At 65.4% G+C, this 15,305-nt stretch carries 15 protein-coding genes; 7 read left to right on the top strand and 8 right to left on the bottom strand.

All coding sequences use genetic code 11. The annotated features are described in order from the left end of the window. Positions 1-2 precede the first annotated feature (2 nt). Positions 3-1,454: an ankyrin repeat domain-containing protein gene (locus QZY44_RS29735; protein WP_295456288.1), complete on the top strand. Its 1,452-nt coding sequence runs from the start codon at positions 3-5 to the stop codon at positions 1,452-1,454. Here the strand turns inward: QZY44_RS29735 and QZY44_RS29730 are convergent. The 5 genes from QZY44_RS29730 to QZY44_RS29710 all read right to left on the bottom strand — a co-directional run bounded on the left by QZY44_RS29730 (position 1,441) and on the right by QZY44_RS29710 (position 6,809). After that, positions 1,441-3,171, bottom strand: coding sequence for a nickel-dependent hydrogenase large subunit (locus QZY44_RS29730; protein WP_295456285.1), 1,731 nt, complete (start codon positions 3,169-3,171; stop codon positions 1,441-1,443). The two genes, QZY44_RS29735 and QZY44_RS29730, sit on opposite strands and share 14 nt — an antisense overlap. Beyond that, a complete protein-coding gene (locus QZY44_RS29725; protein ID WP_295456283.1) occupies positions 3,168-4,457 on the bottom strand; it encodes a (Fe-S)-binding protein in 1,290 nt (429 codons plus the stop codon). The genes QZY44_RS29730 and QZY44_RS29725 overlap by 4 nt, the downstream gene beginning before the upstream one ends. Then, positions 4,454-5,116 (bottom strand): hypothetical protein, encoded by a 663-nt coding sequence (locus QZY44_RS29720; protein WP_295456281.1) that lies wholly within the window; start codon positions 5,114-5,116, stop codon positions 4,454-4,456. The genes QZY44_RS29725 and QZY44_RS29720 overlap by 4 nt, the downstream gene beginning before the upstream one ends. Then, entirely contained in the window at positions 5,113-6,213 is a 1,101-nt protein-coding gene (locus tag QZY44_RS29715; protein WP_295456279.1) for a hydrogenase small subunit, read from the bottom strand. Before QZY44_RS29715 ends, QZY44_RS29720 begins: the two co-directional genes overlap by 4 nt. Positions 6,214-6,320: 107 nt before the next feature. Next, positions 6,321-6,809, bottom strand: coding sequence for a HyaD/HybD family hydrogenase maturation endopeptidase (locus QZY44_RS29710; protein ID WP_295456373.1), 489 nt, complete (start codon positions 6,807-6,809; stop codon positions 6,321-6,323). 128 nt (positions 6,810-6,937) lie between these two features. On the opposite strand from QZY44_RS29710, the gene hypC reads away from it, so the two are divergent. Further along, a complete protein-coding gene (hypC, locus tag QZY44_RS29705) occupies positions 6,938-7,186 on the top strand; it encodes a HypC/HybG/HupF family hydrogenase formation chaperone (RefSeq protein WP_295456277.1) in 249 nt (82 codons plus the stop codon). Between the two features lie 82 nt (positions 7,187-7,268). Here the strand turns inward: hypC and QZY44_RS29700 are convergent, their stop codons facing one another. Beyond that, entirely contained in the window at positions 7,269-7,766 is a 498-nt protein-coding gene (locus QZY44_RS29700; RefSeq protein ID WP_295456276.1) for a hypothetical protein, read from the bottom strand. Positions 7,767-8,008: 242 nt separating this feature from the next. Here QZY44_RS29700 and QZY44_RS29695 point away from each other — a divergent pair, with 242 nt between their 5' ends. Continuing rightward, positions 8,009-8,446: a DUF29 domain-containing protein gene (locus tag QZY44_RS29695; protein WP_295456274.1), complete on the top strand. Its 438-nt coding sequence runs from the start codon at positions 8,009-8,011 to the stop codon at positions 8,444-8,446. A gap of 89 nt (positions 8,447-8,535) precedes the next feature. On the opposite strand, the gene QZY44_RS29690 is transcribed toward QZY44_RS29695, so the two are convergent. After that, on the bottom strand, positions 8,536-9,567 hold the full coding sequence (locus tag QZY44_RS29690; protein WP_295456272.1) for a Na/Pi symporter: 1,032 nt from the start codon (positions 9,565-9,567) through the stop codon (positions 8,536-8,538). Positions 9,568-9,591: 24 nt separating this feature from the next. After that, the gene (locus QZY44_RS29685) at positions 9,592-11,481 is read right to left on the bottom strand and encodes an alpha/beta fold hydrolase (protein ID WP_295456270.1); all 1,890 of its coding nucleotides are present in this window, start codon (positions 11,479-11,481) and stop codon (positions 9,592-9,594) included. Positions 11,482-11,871: 390 nt separating this feature from the next. On the opposite strand from QZY44_RS29685, the gene QZY44_RS29680 reads away from it, so the two are divergent. The 4 genes from QZY44_RS29680 (at position 11,872) to QZY44_RS29665 (ending at position 15,286) form a co-directional block, all read left to right on the top strand. After that, on the top strand, positions 11,872-12,957 hold the full coding sequence (locus QZY44_RS29680) for a Re/Si-specific NAD(P)(+) transhydrogenase subunit alpha (protein ID WP_295456269.1): 1,086 nt from the start codon (positions 11,872-11,874) through the stop codon (positions 12,955-12,957). A 77-nt stretch (positions 12,958-13,034) separates the two neighbouring features. After that, positions 13,035-13,322 carry a proton-translocating transhydrogenase family protein gene (locus QZY44_RS29675; RefSeq protein WP_295456268.1) on the top strand — a complete coding sequence of 96 codons (288 nt, stop codon included), beginning with the start codon at positions 13,035-13,037 and terminating at the stop codon, positions 13,320-13,322. A gap of 51 nt (positions 13,323-13,373) precedes the next feature. Further along, entirely contained in the window at positions 13,374-14,768 is a 1,395-nt protein-coding gene (locus tag QZY44_RS29670) for an NAD(P)(+) transhydrogenase (Re/Si-specific) subunit beta (RefSeq protein ID WP_295456266.1), read from the top strand. After that, entirely contained in the window at positions 14,765-15,286 is a 522-nt protein-coding gene (locus QZY44_RS29665) for a DM13 domain-containing protein (RefSeq protein WP_295456264.1), read from the top strand. Before QZY44_RS29670 ends, QZY44_RS29665 begins: the two co-directional genes overlap by 4 nt. The last annotated feature ends 19 nt before the right edge of the window (positions 15,287-15,305 follow it).

Raw genomic sequence — 15,305 nt, 5'->3', positions numbered from 1 at the left:
CCTTGTTGAGCGCCGCGCAGCGGGGCAACGCGACGGTCGTGCGGGTCTTGCTCGCACAGGGGGCCAACTCTGAGGCCAAGAACAGCATGGGCGCGACCGCGTTGGAATTTGCGGTGCGTCACGGTGACACGCAGGTCGTCCGGGCGCTGCTCGACCACGCCGCCGCGGCCCAGGTCAAGACTGAGCGCGGGGCTCATCTGGTGCTTGAGGCTGCGCAACGCGGCTACGGCGAGATCGTGCAGGCGCTGCTGGCGAAGGGTGCCGCGGCCGATGCCCGCGGTCAGAATGGCAGGACTGCATTGATGTTCGCCGCAGAGCAAAATCGGGCGGCGCTCGTGCAGGCACTGCTGGATCATGGCGCCGAGGTCGCGGCCAAGGACCAGATGGGTGCCGCCGCCGTGCACTATGCCACGCGGCGCGGCCACCGTGAGATCGTGTGGGCGCTGCTCGGCCAGGGTGCGGCGACCGACGCAAGGCTGTTGGTGGACGCCGCGGGTGGCTGCCACCTGGACCTCGTGCGGGGGCTGCTCGACCGGGGCCTCGCGGTCGAGGCCAGGGATGAGCGCGGTGTAACCGCCTTGGACTATGCCGCGGGGAGCGGTTGCCGCGAGGTCGTCCAGACACTGCTGGGGAAGGGTGCCGCGGTCGATACGCAGGACGCCCGAGGCGCAACCGCCTTGTTCAATGCCGCGCAGAGCGGTTGCGCAGAGGTCGTGCAGACCTTGCTTGACCAGGGTGCCGCGGTTCCGGCCAAGGACAAGGACAAGCGCGGAGAAACCGTCCTGCACGCGGCCGCGCAGAACAATCTCCACGCGGTCGTGCCGGCGCTCCTGGCCCAGGGTGCCGCGGTCGATGCCAAGGACCCAACAGGCCTTACCCCCTTGCTGATCGCCGCGGCCTGGGGCCACGCCGAGGTCGTGCGGGAGTTGCTCGCCCAGGGCGCGGTTCTGGAAGCCCGCGATCCGCGCCGCTGGAGGGACGCCCTGGTCTACTATGCCGAGCGCGAGGTCGAACCGGCGCAGCGGCAGTCGCCTGGACCCGAAAGGATCAGGTTGAAGCCGCCGTGCCAACCGACGCCTGCCGAGATCTGGGTGGAACTGCAACAGGAGGGCCGCTCGGACTGGGCAAAGAGCGATGCCCGCTGGACCGCGTTGATGCTCGCCTCGGTCCTGGGCCACAGGGAGGTGGTGGCAATGCTGCTCGCGCAGGGGGCCGTGGTGGACGCGGCGAGCCAAATGGGCAGGACCTCCTTGATGCTCGCCTCGCTCACCGGAGATATTCAGGTCGTGCGGGCGCTGCTCGACCGGGGTGCCGCGGTGAACGCCAGGAACTCGGATGGCGAGACGGCATTAATGGTCGCCCAGCGCCATGGTCACGCCGATGTCGCGCAGGCACTGCGCGAGAAGGAAGTCCCTGTGCGTCCACCGTTGGGCCTTGGCATCAAGTCACCTTGATCTCGATCCGCTCCCCGCTGCCTGGATCGGCCAAATGGACCGCGCAGGCGATGCAGGGGTCGAAGGAGTGGATGGTGCGCAGGATCTCCAGTGGCTGCTTCACATCGGCCAGTTGGTGATTGTCCGCCAGCGCGGCCTCGTAGGCGCCGGGCTGGTTGGCGGGGTCGCGCGGGCCGGCGTTCCAGGTGGACGGGACCACCGCCTGGTAGTTCTCGATCAGCCCGTCCTTGATGACGATCCAATGGCCCAGCGCGCCGCGCGGGGCCTCCATGAAGCCAGCGCCGCGTGCCTCGCGCGGCCAGGTGGCCGGATCCCAGCGCCCCTCGTTGAAGGTCCGGTCCTCGCCCGCTTTGATGTTGGCGATGAGACTGTCATACCAGCCCTGCATGGCGTCGACCAGAATCTTGGTCTCCAGGGTGCGGGCGGCGGTCCGACCCAGGGTCGAGAAGAGCGCGCGGGGTTCGAGCTTGAGGGTCGAAAGCGTCATGTCGACCAGCTCCTTGGTCTGGGCGTGGCCGGTGGCATACAGCATGAGCACCCGCGCCAGCGGTCCGACCTCCATAGCGTGGCCCTTCCAGCGCGGCGCCTTGAGCCAGGTATAGCCGTCCGTGACGTCGAGTTGGGAGTAGGGCGGTTGGACCCCGCCGCGCCCGTCATAATCGAGTGTGGTCTCGCCGGCGTAGGGATGCAGGCCGGCGTCCTTGCCGCCCCGGTAGTCGTACCAGGCGTGAGAGACGAACTCCTGGACTTGGGAATCGTCGTGCAGGTCCACCTCGTGGATGGTGCTGAGATCGCGGTTGAGGATGGCCCCCCGCGGGAACAGGAAGCCTTCCGGGTCCATGAGCCCGCTGGCGGGCAGGTCCCCGTAGCAGAGGAAGTTGCCGAGCCCCTCGCCGCGCTGGAACCAGTCCGGGTAGAAGCCGGCGATGGCGAGCGTATCCGGCACATAGACCTGATCCACGAACTGCTGCATAGAGGCGATGACGGTCTGTACCTCCGCGAGCTTCTTGGCGTTGATGGCCGAGTCCGAGTTGAGATCGATGGGGCAGGCCACGCCGCCCACCACGAAGTTGGGGTGCGGGTTCTTGCCGCCGAAAATGGCGTGCAGGCGCGCCGCATCGCGCTGCCAGGCCAGGGCCTCCAGATAGTGTGCAACGGCCATCAGGTTGGCCTCCGGCGGCAGCTTGTAGGCCGGGTGGCCCCAGTAGCCGTTGGCGAAGATGCCGAGTTGGCCGGAGTCCACGAAGCCCTTGAGGCGCTTCTGCACGTCCCGGAAATAGCCGGGGGAGGACTTGGGCCAGGGGCTGATGGATTGGGCCAGGGTGGACGTCGCCTCCGGGCTGGCGGACAGCGCGCTCACCACGTCCACCCAATCGAGCGCGTGCAGATGGTAGAAGTGCATCACATGATCGTGCACAAACTGGGCGCCGATCATCAGATTGCGGATCAACTGGGCGTTGGGCGGCAACTCGATCAGCAGCGCCTCCTCCACCGCGCGCACCGAGGCAAGTCCATGTACCAGGGTGCAAACCCCGCAGATGCGCTGCGCAAAGGCCCAGGCGTTGCGCGGGTCGCGGCCCTTTAGGATGGTCTCGATGCCGCGCACCATGGTGCCGGAGCTGTAGGCCTGCGCGATCTTGGCGCCCGCCAGCTCGACCTCGATGCGTAGATGGCCCTCAATGCGGGTGATGGGGTCGACGACGAGGCGTTCGCTCATGATGGGTCCTCTTCTTTATCGACCAAGTGCTCGGCGATCAGTTCGGTGAGACCGATCACCGGGATGTCCATGTTGAAGTGCTCCAGCCCCTCCTCGAGCTGGGTCCGGCAGGAGGCGCACATGGTCACCATCCGCGCCGGCTCCACCTCCTCGATCTGCGCCTTCTTGCGCCGGAAGGCGGCGAGTTTCAGGTCCGCCGCCCGCTCGTTGGAGCCCACCCCGCCGCCCGCACCGCAGCACCACTGGAAGCGCCCGTGCTCGTTCAGCTCGACAAAGTTCCCGGCGACCAGGTCCATCAGATGGCGCTGCTCGTCGATGACGCCGCTCTTGCGCGCCAGGTTGCAGGGGTCGTGCAGTGACAGGCGGTCGGTCTCCAAACCCTCGGTCTTGATCCGGCCCGCGGTGCGCAGTTGGTCCAGTATCTCGATGATGTGGAAGACCTTGAAGGGGTACGACTTGCCGATCAGGTTGGGCCCTTCCCAGCGGATGGCGGTGTAGGCGTGACCGCACTCGGGGCTGATGACGTTTCTTACGCCGAGCGCGACGGCCGCATCCACCACCCGTTGAACCAGGATCTTCGCCACGTCCTTGTTGCCGATCTGGATGCCGGCGTTGGTCGCCTCGAAGCACTGGGTGCTGAGCGTCCAGGTCACTCCGGCGTGGTCGAAGATGCGGGTGATGGCCTCCAGATATTCCGGGAAGTTGATGATCTCCATGGAGGAGAGCATCACCAGATAGTCGACGCCGGCCTGGTCGATCGGTACCGTGAGTCCGGTGCTGGTCTGGACATGGTTGATCTGGACCTGGAGCGTCTTCCACTGGAGCCCCATCGGGCTGCCGGTCTGGATGGCCCGCACGCAGGCGCCGATCAGCCCTTCAGGGGCGTGGCCGGAGGCGACCATGCCCTCGCGCGACTTGCGCACCATCGCCTGGATGTCGTTACCCACCGGGCACACCAGTGAGCAGCGTCCGCACATGGAGCAGGAGTCATAGATCAGCTCCTCCCATTGCGTCAGCATCGCGTCCGTGACCTTCTTGTTGAGTCCCAGCAGCCCCTTGAGCCGGCCGACCAGGGTGAACTCGGCGGCCCAGATGCGGCGCAGGGGTTCCAGTTTGAGGATCGGCGTGTATTTGGGATCGCCGGTCTCAAGATAAAAGGAACAGGACTGGGCGCAAATGCCGCAGTGGACGCAACTGGAGAAGAAGGCGGCCACCGGGCCGTCAATCTCCGCGCGGAAGGCGGCCAGGCCCCGTTCCAGCGTGAATGCCGTGGCGGCTGGCTTCATGACTGGACTCCCCGGCGGCCGAAGCTGGCCCCGTTGTACCACCGTGCGATGAATGCGGTGAAGATGTGGGTGAGCTTGGTGAATGGCAGACAGATCAGCAGGATCTCGGCGCTCAGGATGTGCAGCCCCAGTGCCAGCGGATAGGGGTTGATGATCCGGTTGTAGGCCAGGTAGCCGGAGAGCACCACCAGGAAGACCACGGCCCACACCAGGTAGTCCTCCATGGTGCTGATGCGCTTCTTCACCGGGTGGGTGAGGCGGTGGACCAGGGTCGCGACCAGGGCGACCAGGGTCACGGCGGTGACCAGATTGACCGCCGGGTTGGGCAGGCCCGGCCAGGACAGGCCGAACAGGCTTTGGATCAGGGCGATGTGCGGGATGAAGAGCAGCAGGGTGAGGATGAAACCGAGGTGCCAGAGCCACCCCACCACCACGTCGAAGGGTGCGCGCTTAAGGGTGCCCGGGTCCGCGATGCTGCGGGTGACGACGGCCCGCAGGCCCGGCAGCCATTCACCCGCGCGGGGTTCCGAGTAGTTGGGCTTGCGCCCGATGACCAGGATCTCCAGGATGCGCGCGGCCAGACCCAGGGCGCAGATGCTGATCGCCACGGTGAACAGCGGGCCCTTGGTGAGTAACAGAAAGGCCATGGGGTCGATCATAGTTTCTGCTCCAACTCTTGCACCGTGACCGGTTGGCGGTCGGTCAACTCGGCCCTGACCCGGCTCTTCGCCTTGGTCGCCACCACGCCGCCGATGACTGCGCCGGCCGCACCCGCCGCCAACAGGGCCTTGTCGGGCATGCCGAGCGGCACCGACAACTGCGTATAGAAGCCGCCCGCGTCCCAGAACCGGGGCTCGGAGCAGCCCAGGCAGGGGTGCCCGGCCTCGATCGGCCAACTGATGCCCGCGTTCCAGCGCATGGTGGCGCAGGCGTTATAGGTGCTGGGGCCTTTGCAGCCGAGCCGGTACATGCACCAACCGGCCCGGGCGCCCGCGTCGTCGAAGGTCTCAGCGAACAGGCCCTTGTCATAGAAGGGCCGGCGGTAGCAGCGGTCGTGGATGGACTGGCCGAAGAAGGCGAGCGGCCGGTGGTATTCGTCCAGCTCCGGCAGCCGACCAAAGGTCAGAAAGTGTGCGAGCACCCCGGTGATGACCATGGGGACCGGCGGGCAGCCGGAGACATTGACCACCGGTTTGTCCTTCACCACGTCCATCACCGACACCGCCCCGGTGGGATTGGGGTCAGCGCCCGGCAGCCCCCCGAAGGCGGCGCAGGTGCCGACCGCGATGACGGCCGCGGCGCCCTGCACCGCTGCCATCAGCATGGCGTAGTTGCTGACGCCGGCGATGGTGGAATAACCCGGGTTCGCATCCGGACCGGGCAGTGAGCCGTCGACGATCAGCAAATACTTGCCGTCGTTCTCCTTCATCGCCTGTTCGCGGGCGGACTCGGCGGCGGCCCCGGCGGCGGCCTGGAGGGTGTGGTGATAGTCGAGCGAGATCACCCCCAGGATCAGGTCTTCGATGGTTGGCGAGTGGCTACGCGTGAGTGATTCGGTGCAGCCGGTGCATTCCTGGAAGGACAGCCAGATCACGCTGGGGCGGCGCGCCGCCTCCAGGGCCGCGGCGATGGCCGGGACCGCGCCCGGTGGCAGTGCCATCAGGGAGGCGATAGTGGCACAGTAATTGAAAAAGCTGCGGCGCGTGATGCCTTGGTCGCGCAGGCGCTCACCCAGACTCGTGTGGTTGACTGACATGGTCCCTCCTAAATCAGGCTGGTCAGGACGGTGGATGCGGGTCGCCCGGCGCCGTCGTCAGGCCTTCGAAATTAGCGCTCTTTATAGACTCGATTGTCTTTGCGGGGTCACGGTTGCGTGCCGTCTTGTGCATCCCAGCACGCGAGCAGTGCGCGCACCTGGGCTATGGCCTGCGGGACCGCCGCCGTCACTGCCGGGGTGAGCCCATCGCCCCAGTCGACCAGCGCGGGCTCGATGCCGATCAGTGCACGCCGCGCGGGCAGGCGCTCGGTCAGGCGCACCATATCCATCAGGTCCGCGAGGCTGACCTCGTGGACGCTGGTGGCGGGCCGACTCACCTGGCGGTCCATCGCCGCGCCCTCGAAGACCCGCACGCTGCCCGGGGACTCGCCCATGGCCGCGGCGTCCACTACGATCAGGCGTTCGCACTCCTCAATCGGCGGTGCCAGGGTAAAGCTTAAGGTCCCACCGTCGAGGAACCGCAGTTGCGCGGCGGGCGCAGTCTCGGACTCGAGTTGCGCCACCACCGTGGGTCCCGCTGCCTCGTCCGTGAGCAGCACGTTGCCGAGTCCGAGGATCAGTGTGTTGCAGGTCACCATGCCGCTCCAGTCGGTAGGCGCGGGCCCCAGGCCGCGACGGGCTGCCACGAGTAAAGCCCGTCTTGCCCCGCGGGACCAAGGCGTCTAGTCTGCGTCGCTTCGCCAGGGTTCGGAGGTCGTCCACCGTGTGTCTCGGCATCCCCATGCAAATCCAGTCCATCGACGGCTTCCTCGCCCGCTGCACCGCCAAGGGCGCCGCACGGGAGGTGAACCTGTTCATGCTCCAGCATGAGCCGCCGAGCGTCGGCGACCATGTGGTCGTCCACCTGGGCTACGCCGTCGACCGCGTCAGCGCGGCGGATGCCGCCGCTGCTTGGGAGGTCTACGACGAGATGCTGGCGGCGGCTGGGGGAGATCAGCCACCTGTTCTTTGATATCGGCATGTCAGGTGCCCCAAAGGCGAGCGGAAAGCCAGATTTATAATTGTTTTATAATGCGTTTTTCGCTGCACAACGCTCAAGTCCCGGATGAGCCCTGGGCGAAAAACGCATTAGCGATGGCATACTGACGCTCGGCCTCGGTCTGCGCCGCCACGTCATCGCCCTCCATCAGCGCGCAATTGCTCGCCATGCGCGCCTGCACCGCGGCCCGCCAGGCGGGGTTCTGCCGCTCGGTCTTGAGTCCGGTCGGCGTCGCCTCGGGCGTCGCCTCGGGCGTCAGGGCTGCCGCGGCGGCGGCGGCGACGAAGTGATCGGCCTGCGCCGGCCAATCGGTGTCTTTGCCGCACTGGGTGTAGGTCTTGATCGCATGGCCCTTGGCGGCCTTGAAGGCGTCTTCGAGTTCCCCCGCGCCGACGCCTTCGCGCAGCGCCGTGTCGATGGCGCGCTTGACGCGTTCGTCCTTGCCGAGGTGCGCAACACGCTGGGCGAAGCGGCCACCGAGCAGTCGCTGCCGGTCGGGCGCGAGCGTCTGGACGGCCTCGCGCAGCGCTTGATCGTTGTGAATCTGCGTCATGGGATTTGGGCTCCGGGAACCTGCTGGTCACAGATCGGGCACTGGGCGCTGGGGCAAGCGCCCCAGTCCGTCACCAGAATATCAGCAAATGCCGATGGATGCAGCACTGATGCGGGGCGCCGGGCGATCCCCGGCGTCAGCGGGCCAGACCGCCCGCTTGCCCGTCGTCTGCGCCGGGCCTAAGATCGCTGCCAGACCCGGCCCCGCCGGTTGACCTTTCTATCCGCTCATCGGTGATCAGCATGACGGCCGCCAGTTACGAAACAGACGTGGTTGCCTGGTCGAACGAACAGGCGCGGTTGCTCCGGGCCGGACACTTTGACCAACTCGACCTCGAACACATTGCCGAGGAAATAGAAGACGTGGGCAAGAGCGAACAACGGGAACTCGCCAGTCGCATGGCCGTGTTGATTGCCCACCTCCTCAAGTGGCAGTATCAGCCGGAACGTCAAAGCACCAGTTGGCAGCGCACCATCAGAGAGCAACGCCGGGCGCTCGCCTTCCATCTCAAACAGGTCCCCAGTCTGAAGCCAAAGCTTGCCGATCCCGAATGGCAAGAGGCGATATGGGCCGATGCAGTGACGCTCGCCATCAATGAAACCGGGATGGGTGGGTTTCCTGACCAGTGCCCTTGGGCGGTTGCAGACATCCTGGCGCAGGAGTGGCTGCCTGCGGGCTGAGTCATCGTTACTGCGTCCGAGACGCCCCCAACGGCGCTAAGGACTTGATCATCTTTCCGGCCAGCTGCCATCTTCTGGAGTCCAAGTCTTCAGCCTTGGTCCTGTCCATCCAAGGCTGAAGCCTTGGACTCCGGCCCCGGTGTGGCCGGGACGACGATCACGACCTCTTTCGCGGCGGGCGGGAATTGGCGAGCGAGTAGCGCGGCAATCGGATCGTGAATAGCAATATAAATCAGCGCCGCGCTCAGGTTCAATAACAGAAAAGCCCAGGCCGCCTGCAATGCGGGATCCGGGCTGAGCCGGGCGATCAAGGCCATGACCAGCGGGATATGCAGGTATATTTCAATATAATAAAAGATAATGAAGAGTGCCGCGCCGGTGACGTTGAAGAGATTCTCGAACCGCACCAGTTGACGTGCTGATCCGCTCAGCGCGGCACCGAGCAGCGCCTTGAAGGCGGTCGAGCCCAGCGCCGCGCCATAGATAACCAGTAAGACTTCCTCGCTCGTCAGAATATCTCCCTTGGCCAGGCCGATCGCGACCACCACGACGGCGGTCGAGGATTGCACGATGAATCCCAGCAAGACGCCGACGAAGATGTTCAGTCCATGCCACTCACCTGCCACGGCCAGGACCTGCTCGAACCAGGGCTCCGCGCGCAACGGGCGCACGCCATCCAGCATCATTTCGATGCCCAGAAATATCAGCCCCAGTCCGAACGCGACGCTGAGGACATTTCGCAGCCGCTCTTCCTTGCTGAAATAGAGCAGGATGGATGACACGCCGACCAGAAAAAAGACCGCCGTCCGGATCTTGAAGGATATCAGAAAAGGTATGAGGCAATTGCCGACACTGAAACCGGTCAGGACGGACATCGCTTGACTCGCGGTAACGCTGCCGACTGAAATGAGGCTCGCCAGAGTGAACATCGCCGCCGATGTACTCTGCAGTGCCGCACCGGCGCCCACTCCGAGTAACAGTGCCTTCCAGCGCGGTGTCATATACCGCGCCGCCAGGTGAAGAAACCTGGGGCCACCAATGCGCTTGAGTGAATCTGACAAGAGGCTGATGCCAGTCAGCAATAGCCCGATACCCAACAACAAGAGCGCCAGCGGCAGCATGCGATTGGTTGCGCCTGCCGCTACTCAGGTGCCCAACACATAGGTCCCCGGTGCCGCGCAGATCGGGTATAGGCCCTTGTCCGGCGCCCCCAGCGGCGGCGGGGCCACGCGCTGTTCAGCCGAATGCTCGGCGAGCCACCCCTGCCAGGCCGGCCACCAGGAGCCACTCTGGGTGGGTGTCGTCGCCTGCCAGGTATCGGCATCGATATAGCAATCCCGATCGCTGCGATGGGCCATCTGGTAGCGGCGCCGGGCATGCCCCGGCTCGCTGACGATGCCAGCATTGTGGCCGCCGCTCGTGAGTACAAAGGTGACCTCGTCGGCGTCTGTCAACAGATTGATCTTATAGACGGAACGCCAGGGCGCGATGTGGTCCTGTTCGGTGGCGACGGCAAAGATCGGCGCGCGGATATCGGTGATGGCGATGGGGCGATCATTGACCTTGTAATGGCCGCTTGCCACCTTGTTGCCGAGGAAAAGCTGGCGTAGGTACTCCGAATGCATGCGGAAGGGCATCCGGGTTGGATCGGCGTTCCAGGCCATGAGGTCGGTCTGGGATTGACGCTGACCCAACAGATAGTCATGGACCATGCGCGACCAGATCAGGTCATTGGAGCGCAGCAACTGGAATGCGCCCGCCATCTGATCGGCATCCAGGCCGCCTTGCTCCCACATCATGTCTTCCAGAAACGCCACCTGGCTTTCGTTGATGAACAACAGTAGTTCGCCGGCCTCGCTGAAATCGGTCTGGGCCGCGAGCAGGGTCAGTGTCTTGATGCGGTGATCGCCGTCGCGCGACATGGCGGCGGCAGCGATGGTGAGCAGGGTTCCCCCCAGACAATAGCCGACCGCGTGGATCTTGCGATGTGGCAGGACCGCGCTCACTGCATCCAGCGCCGCCATCAGCCCCGCTTGCAGATAATCATCCATGCCGAGATCACGGTCCTGGGGGCGCGGATTGATCCAGGAGATGGTAAAGACGGTGTGCCCCTGCTCCACCAGATAGCGGATCATAGAATTATGGGGCGACAGGTCGAGAATGTAATACTTCATGATCCAGGCGGGCACGATCAGCACCGGCTCGGCATAGACCTGCGGTGTCGTTGGCTGATACTGGATCAATTCGATCAGATGGTTGCGGAAGATGACCTGCCCGGGTGTGATCGCGACATCGCGCCCGACCACAAACCTTTCAATGGTGTCGTCCGGGCGTTGGCCGCCGATCTGGCTTTTCATGTCGGCCATGAAATTGGCCCAGCCGCGGACCAGGTTCTGGCCACCTTCCTCCATCGTGGCCTTGAGTATCTCCGGGTTGGTGAGCGGGGAGTTCGCCGGCGAAAACATATCGAGAATCTGCCGGGTCACGAATGAGACGATGGCCTCGTTGCGCTTGTCGACTCCGCGGTTGTCGGTGGTGGCGTTGTGCCACCACTGCTGGGTGAGCAGGAATGACTGATAAATGAGGTTATAGGGCCATTGCTGCCAGCCCGGGTCGGCGAACCGCCGATCCTGGGGCAGGGGCTCGATACAGGGCGGTGCCTGGTGGTCGTGCATCGACTCGCCGGCGTACAGGGTAAATCGCACCATTTTACGGACGGCCTTTTCGGTCAACAGCGCCTGTTTACCCGGCGCCAGCCCGAGATGCACCAGCCAGTCGAAATAGGCCATGGCCAGCACCGCCGGGGAGATGCCCCCCGTGCTGCGGGCGAGATTGGCGTTGACCATCCGGTCGATGGTTTCGGGGATGTGTGCCCCGAGGAACGAGTGCTCGATGCCCTCGCGGCGGCGCGGCGGGGCGGAGCGGTCGGTCGGCCGATCGGTGGTTGGGGTCGTCGGCTTGGGCGCGTTCGCGGCCGGCTCGGATACAGGAACGCGCGCCGCGGCGGTCGGGAGTGGTTCGTTGGCGTCTGACATGGTGGCGCACCTGCGGCGGTCGGATCTAAAGGGTCTTGGGCGCCAAGCAAGTTTGCAGCAACGCCCGCTGGCAGCAATGCTCGTAAGTTTAGGCGGTCTCGACGGGGTAAGCATAGCGCATCGCGCGGCCGGCGGGCCGCTCCTCGGACCGCGGTCGGTCTGCCGCAAGGGTCGGTGCCGGAGTCTTGAGGCCCGGATCGAGTGTGATCACCTGAAGGCCCATATTCGGCCGCGTGCAGGGCAGCGACGCCCGCGGCCGGGGTGACCGGGCTGCTTCGTGCAGTGGACCCGGTTCCGGTAGTTGCCTGCATTGAGCCCCGACATGATAATGATCCGAATCATGCCGCCCCGCCGGCGGCCTCCCTCCCACACCGACAGGAACATAACAGCATGAAGATCGGGGTTCCCCTGGAGACTCGGGCGGGAGAGGCGCGTGTCGCGTCTACGCCCGAGGTGATCAAGAAGCTCGTGGCCAAGGGCTTCGAGGTGTTGGTTGAACGCGGTGCCGGGGTGCGGGCCGGTTATCCGGACGCCGACTATGAGTCGGTCGGTGCGCGGCTCACCGATCGCGCCGGCGCCTACGACAGCGACCTGCTGCTCAAGGTCAGGCGCCCCGAGGCGGCGGACGTCGCGGCCATGTGCCCGGGTGGCATCTATATCGGGCTCATGGAGGCCTGCGGTGAGGACGAGATGGCCGCCGCCATGCGCGCCAAGGGTATCCGGGTGCTCGCCATGGAGCGCATGCCCCGGACCTCGCGTGCCCAGTCGATGGACGTGCTGTCCTCGCAGGCCAACATCGCCGGCTACCGGGCGGTGATCGAGGCGGCGGCCCGCTACGGGCGCTTCTTCCCGATGATGATGACCTCCGCCGGCTCGGCCAAGCCGGCCCGGCTGGTGGTCTTGGGGGTCGGGGTGGCGGGCCTGCAGGCGATTGCGACCGCCCGCCGGCTGGGTGCCGAGGTCTTTGCCTACGACGTGCGCCCCGAGACGCGCGAGCAGATCCTCTCGCTCGGCGCCAAGCCGATCGATCTCGACCTCGGGGAGAGCGGGGCGGGGACCGGCGGCTATGCCAAGGAACTGTCCGACGAGGCCAAGGCGCGCCAGCAGGCGGCCCTGGCCGACCAACTGGCCAAGGCCCATGTCATCATCACCACCGCGCAGATCCCCTGTCGGCCGGCCCCGGTGCTGGTGACCGAGGCGGTGGTGCAGCGCCTGCGCCCGGGCTCGGTGATCGTGGACCTGGCGGCGGCCGGTGGCGGTAACTGCCCGCTGACCGTCGCGGACCAGGTGGTGGAGCGTCATGGGGTGGTGATCGTGGGCCATACCAATTACCCGTCCATGGTGGCCGCCGATGCCTCCGCCTTCTACGCCAAGAACCTGTTCAACCTGATCGAGATCATGGTCGATAAGGGCGACGCCGGACCGGTGTTGAAGGATCTGAGCAAGGACGACATCACGCAGGCAATGCTGGGGTAGGGCGCGCCGCGCCCACCGCCGCAGCCGGAACCCTCAATCCCACGGTGCGCCCGGCGCACCCAACGGAAACCAATGCCATGTCTGAATCGCTGCTTGCCCTCTATGTCTTTGTACTGGCCTGTTTTATAGGCTATTACGTCATTTGGGGCGTCACGCCCTCGCTGCATACCCCACTGGTGGCACTGACCAATGCCATCTCCGGCATCGTGGTGGTCGGCGCCCTGCTGGTGGCCGGGTCCGAGCAGGCCGGCATCGGCACCGAGCTGCTCGGCTTTCTCGCCGTGCTGCTCGCCTCGATCAATGTCTTCGGTGGTTTCCTGGTGACCCACCGGATGCTTTCCATGTTCAAGAAGAAGGCCAAGTAGGGGCGTCGCTCCCCGGTCCACCCGACGCTTAACCAACTTTAAGGAATGCCCATGGAATTCTCTGTCAATACCCAGGCGGTGGCCTATCTGGTCTCTGCCATCCTCTTCATCTTCGCGTTGAAGGGGCTTACCCATCCCGCCTCGGCGCGCCGCGGCAATTTCTATGGCATGCTCGGCATGGTGATCGCCGTGGCCGCCACCCTGCTCGGCCATGAGGTCCGCTCCTACGGCTTCATCATCGCCGGCGTGGCCGGCGGGGCGGTGATCGGCACCATCCTGGCGATGCGCATCCAGATGACCGCCATGCCCCAACTGGTGGCGGCCCTGCACAGCTTCGTCGGTCTGGCGGCGGTGCTGGTGGCGATCGGCACCTTTATCAATACCGGCCACCCGGGTGCGGTGATGATGGGTGAACTCTCGGCCGGTGTCATCATCGGTGCCATCACCTGCACCGGTTCCGTGATTGCTTTCGGCAAACTCCAGGGCCTGCTGAGCGGTGCGCCGGTCAAGTTCACCGGTCAACACCTGCTCAATGCCGCGTTGGGCATCGCCACCATCGGGCTGGGCGTCCACTTTGCCATGACCGGGGCCGTGTGGGCGCTCGCCATCATGACGCTGCTGGCCTTCGTCATCGGTGTGACCCTGATCATCCCGATCGGCGGCGCGGACATGCCGGTCGTCATCTCCATGCTCAACAGCTACTCGGGCTGGGCGGCGGCGGCCACGGGCTTCACTCTGCACAACAACCTGTTGATCATCGTCGGCGCCCTGGTCGGATTCTCCGGCGCCATCCTCTCCTTCATCATGTGCAAGGCGATGAACCGCTCCATCATCAACGTGGTGTTCGGCGGCTTCGGCTCCGGTGATGAAACGGGGGACCCGAGCGCTGGCGCGCAGGCCGCGCAGCGCGGTGTCAAGTCGTCCTCGGTGGAGGATGCGGTCTATTGGATGGAGGACGCGAACAAGGTCATCATCATCCCCGGCTACGGCATGGCCGTGGCACAGGCCCAGCACTCATGCAAAGAGCTGATGGAGCAGCTGGAGGCGCGCGGGGTGGAGGTCAGGTTCGCGATCCACCCGGTGGCGGGCCGCATGCCTGGTCACATGAACGTGCTGCTGGCGGAGGCCGACATCCCCTACGACCGCGTGCTGGAGATGGACGAGATCAATCCGGAGTTCCCGGGCGCCGACGTGGCCCTGGTCGTGGGCGCCAACGACGTGGTGAATCCGGCCGCCAAGGAGGACAAGACGAGCCCCATCTATGGGATGCCGATCCTGGAGGCGGGCAAGGCACGGCAGGTCTTCTTCCTCAAGCGCTCCATGCGCCCGGGCTATTCCGGCGTGGATAACCTACTGTTCTACAGAGAGAATACCTCGCTGGTCTTCGGTGACGCCAAGGACACCATCGAGGGGATGGTGAATGCGCTCAAGGGGTCCGCGCATTGACCCGGTCCGCGCCGCGGGGTCCGGCGACGGACCCCGCCATACGCTGGCACCTGGTGGTGGGGTTATTGATTGGTGTAGCCCTGGGTAGCGGGGGAGGGTACTACTTTGCGGCCCATTCCCGCTCGCCGTCGGCTGCCGACAGTGCGGCCGCCACGCCCGGTCGGGCGGACGCGGTCAGGGCCGGCGGACGTTTTGTCCAAGCCGATCCCGCTGACCGTATCCATTACGGCAGCGGGGGGCTCACCGTCTATGACGACCGGATCGAACTGGGGGAAGACTTCGCCGTCGGCCCCGGACCCAAGTATCACCTCTATCTGGTGCCCCAAAAGGGGGTCGACCCGGATACGCGGGTGGAGGAGACCATGTTCATCGACCTGGGGCCGCTCAAGTCATTCACCGGTATCCAGGCCTATCCCATCCCGGCGGGAGTCGCCGTGCGTGATTACGCAACGGTGGTGGTCTGGTGTGAGCAATTCAATACGCTCATCTCACCGGCAGAGTTGGCCGCGAGTCAGTAAGCGACTGACAGCTGGTCTC

Origin of the sequence: uncultured Thiodictyon sp., from assembly GCA_903837595.1 — a bacterium.
GTDB lineage: Bacteria > Pseudomonadota > Gammaproteobacteria > Chromatiales > Chromatiaceae > Thiodictyon.
The sequence above is the reverse complement of the archived record's forward strand: the minus strand, read 5'-3'. Positions and strand labels throughout refer to the sequence as shown.

Excerpts from the sequence above, each read along its gene's own strand:
- QZY44_RS29695 (WP_295456274.1), top strand. The coding sequence starts at position 8,009 with ATGACGGCCGCCAGTTACGAAACAGACGTGGTTGCCTGGTCGAACGAA.
- QZY44_RS29725 (WP_295456283.1), bottom strand. The coding sequence starts at position 4,457 with ATGAAGCCAGCCGCCACGGCATTCACGCTGGAACGGGGCCTGGCCGCC.
- QZY44_RS29715 (WP_295456279.1), bottom strand. The coding sequence starts at position 6,213 with ATGTCAGTCAACCACACGAGTCTGGGTGAGCGCCTGCGCGACCAAGGC.
- QZY44_RS29730 (WP_295456285.1), bottom strand. The coding sequence starts at position 3,171 with ATGAGCGAACGCCTCGTCGTCGACCCCATCACCCGCATTGAGGGCCAT.
- QZY44_RS29720 (WP_295456281.1), bottom strand. The coding sequence starts at position 5,116 with ATGATCGACCCCATGGCCTTTCTGTTACTCACCAAGGGCCCGCTGTTC.
- QZY44_RS29685 (WP_295456270.1), bottom strand. The coding sequence starts at position 11,481 with ATGTCAGACGCCAACGAACCACTCCCGACCGCCGCGGCGCGCGTTCCT.
- QZY44_RS29670 (WP_295456266.1), top strand. The coding sequence starts at position 13,374 with ATGGAATTCTCTGTCAATACCCAGGCGGTGGCCTATCTGGTCTCTGCC.
- QZY44_RS29700 (WP_295456276.1), bottom strand. The coding sequence starts at position 7,766 with ATGACGCAGATTCACAACGATCAAGCGCTGCGCGAGGCCGTCCAGACG.
- QZY44_RS29680 (WP_295456269.1), top strand. The coding sequence starts at position 11,872 with ATGAAGATCGGGGTTCCCCTGGAGACTCGGGCGGGAGAGGCGCGTGTC.
- QZY44_RS29675 (WP_295456268.1), top strand. The coding sequence starts at position 13,035 with ATGTCTGAATCGCTGCTTGCCCTCTATGTCTTTGTACTGGCCTGTTTT.
- QZY44_RS29690 (WP_295456272.1), bottom strand. The coding sequence starts at position 9,567 with ATGCTGCCGCTGGCGCTCTTGTTGTTGGGTATCGGGCTATTGCTGACT.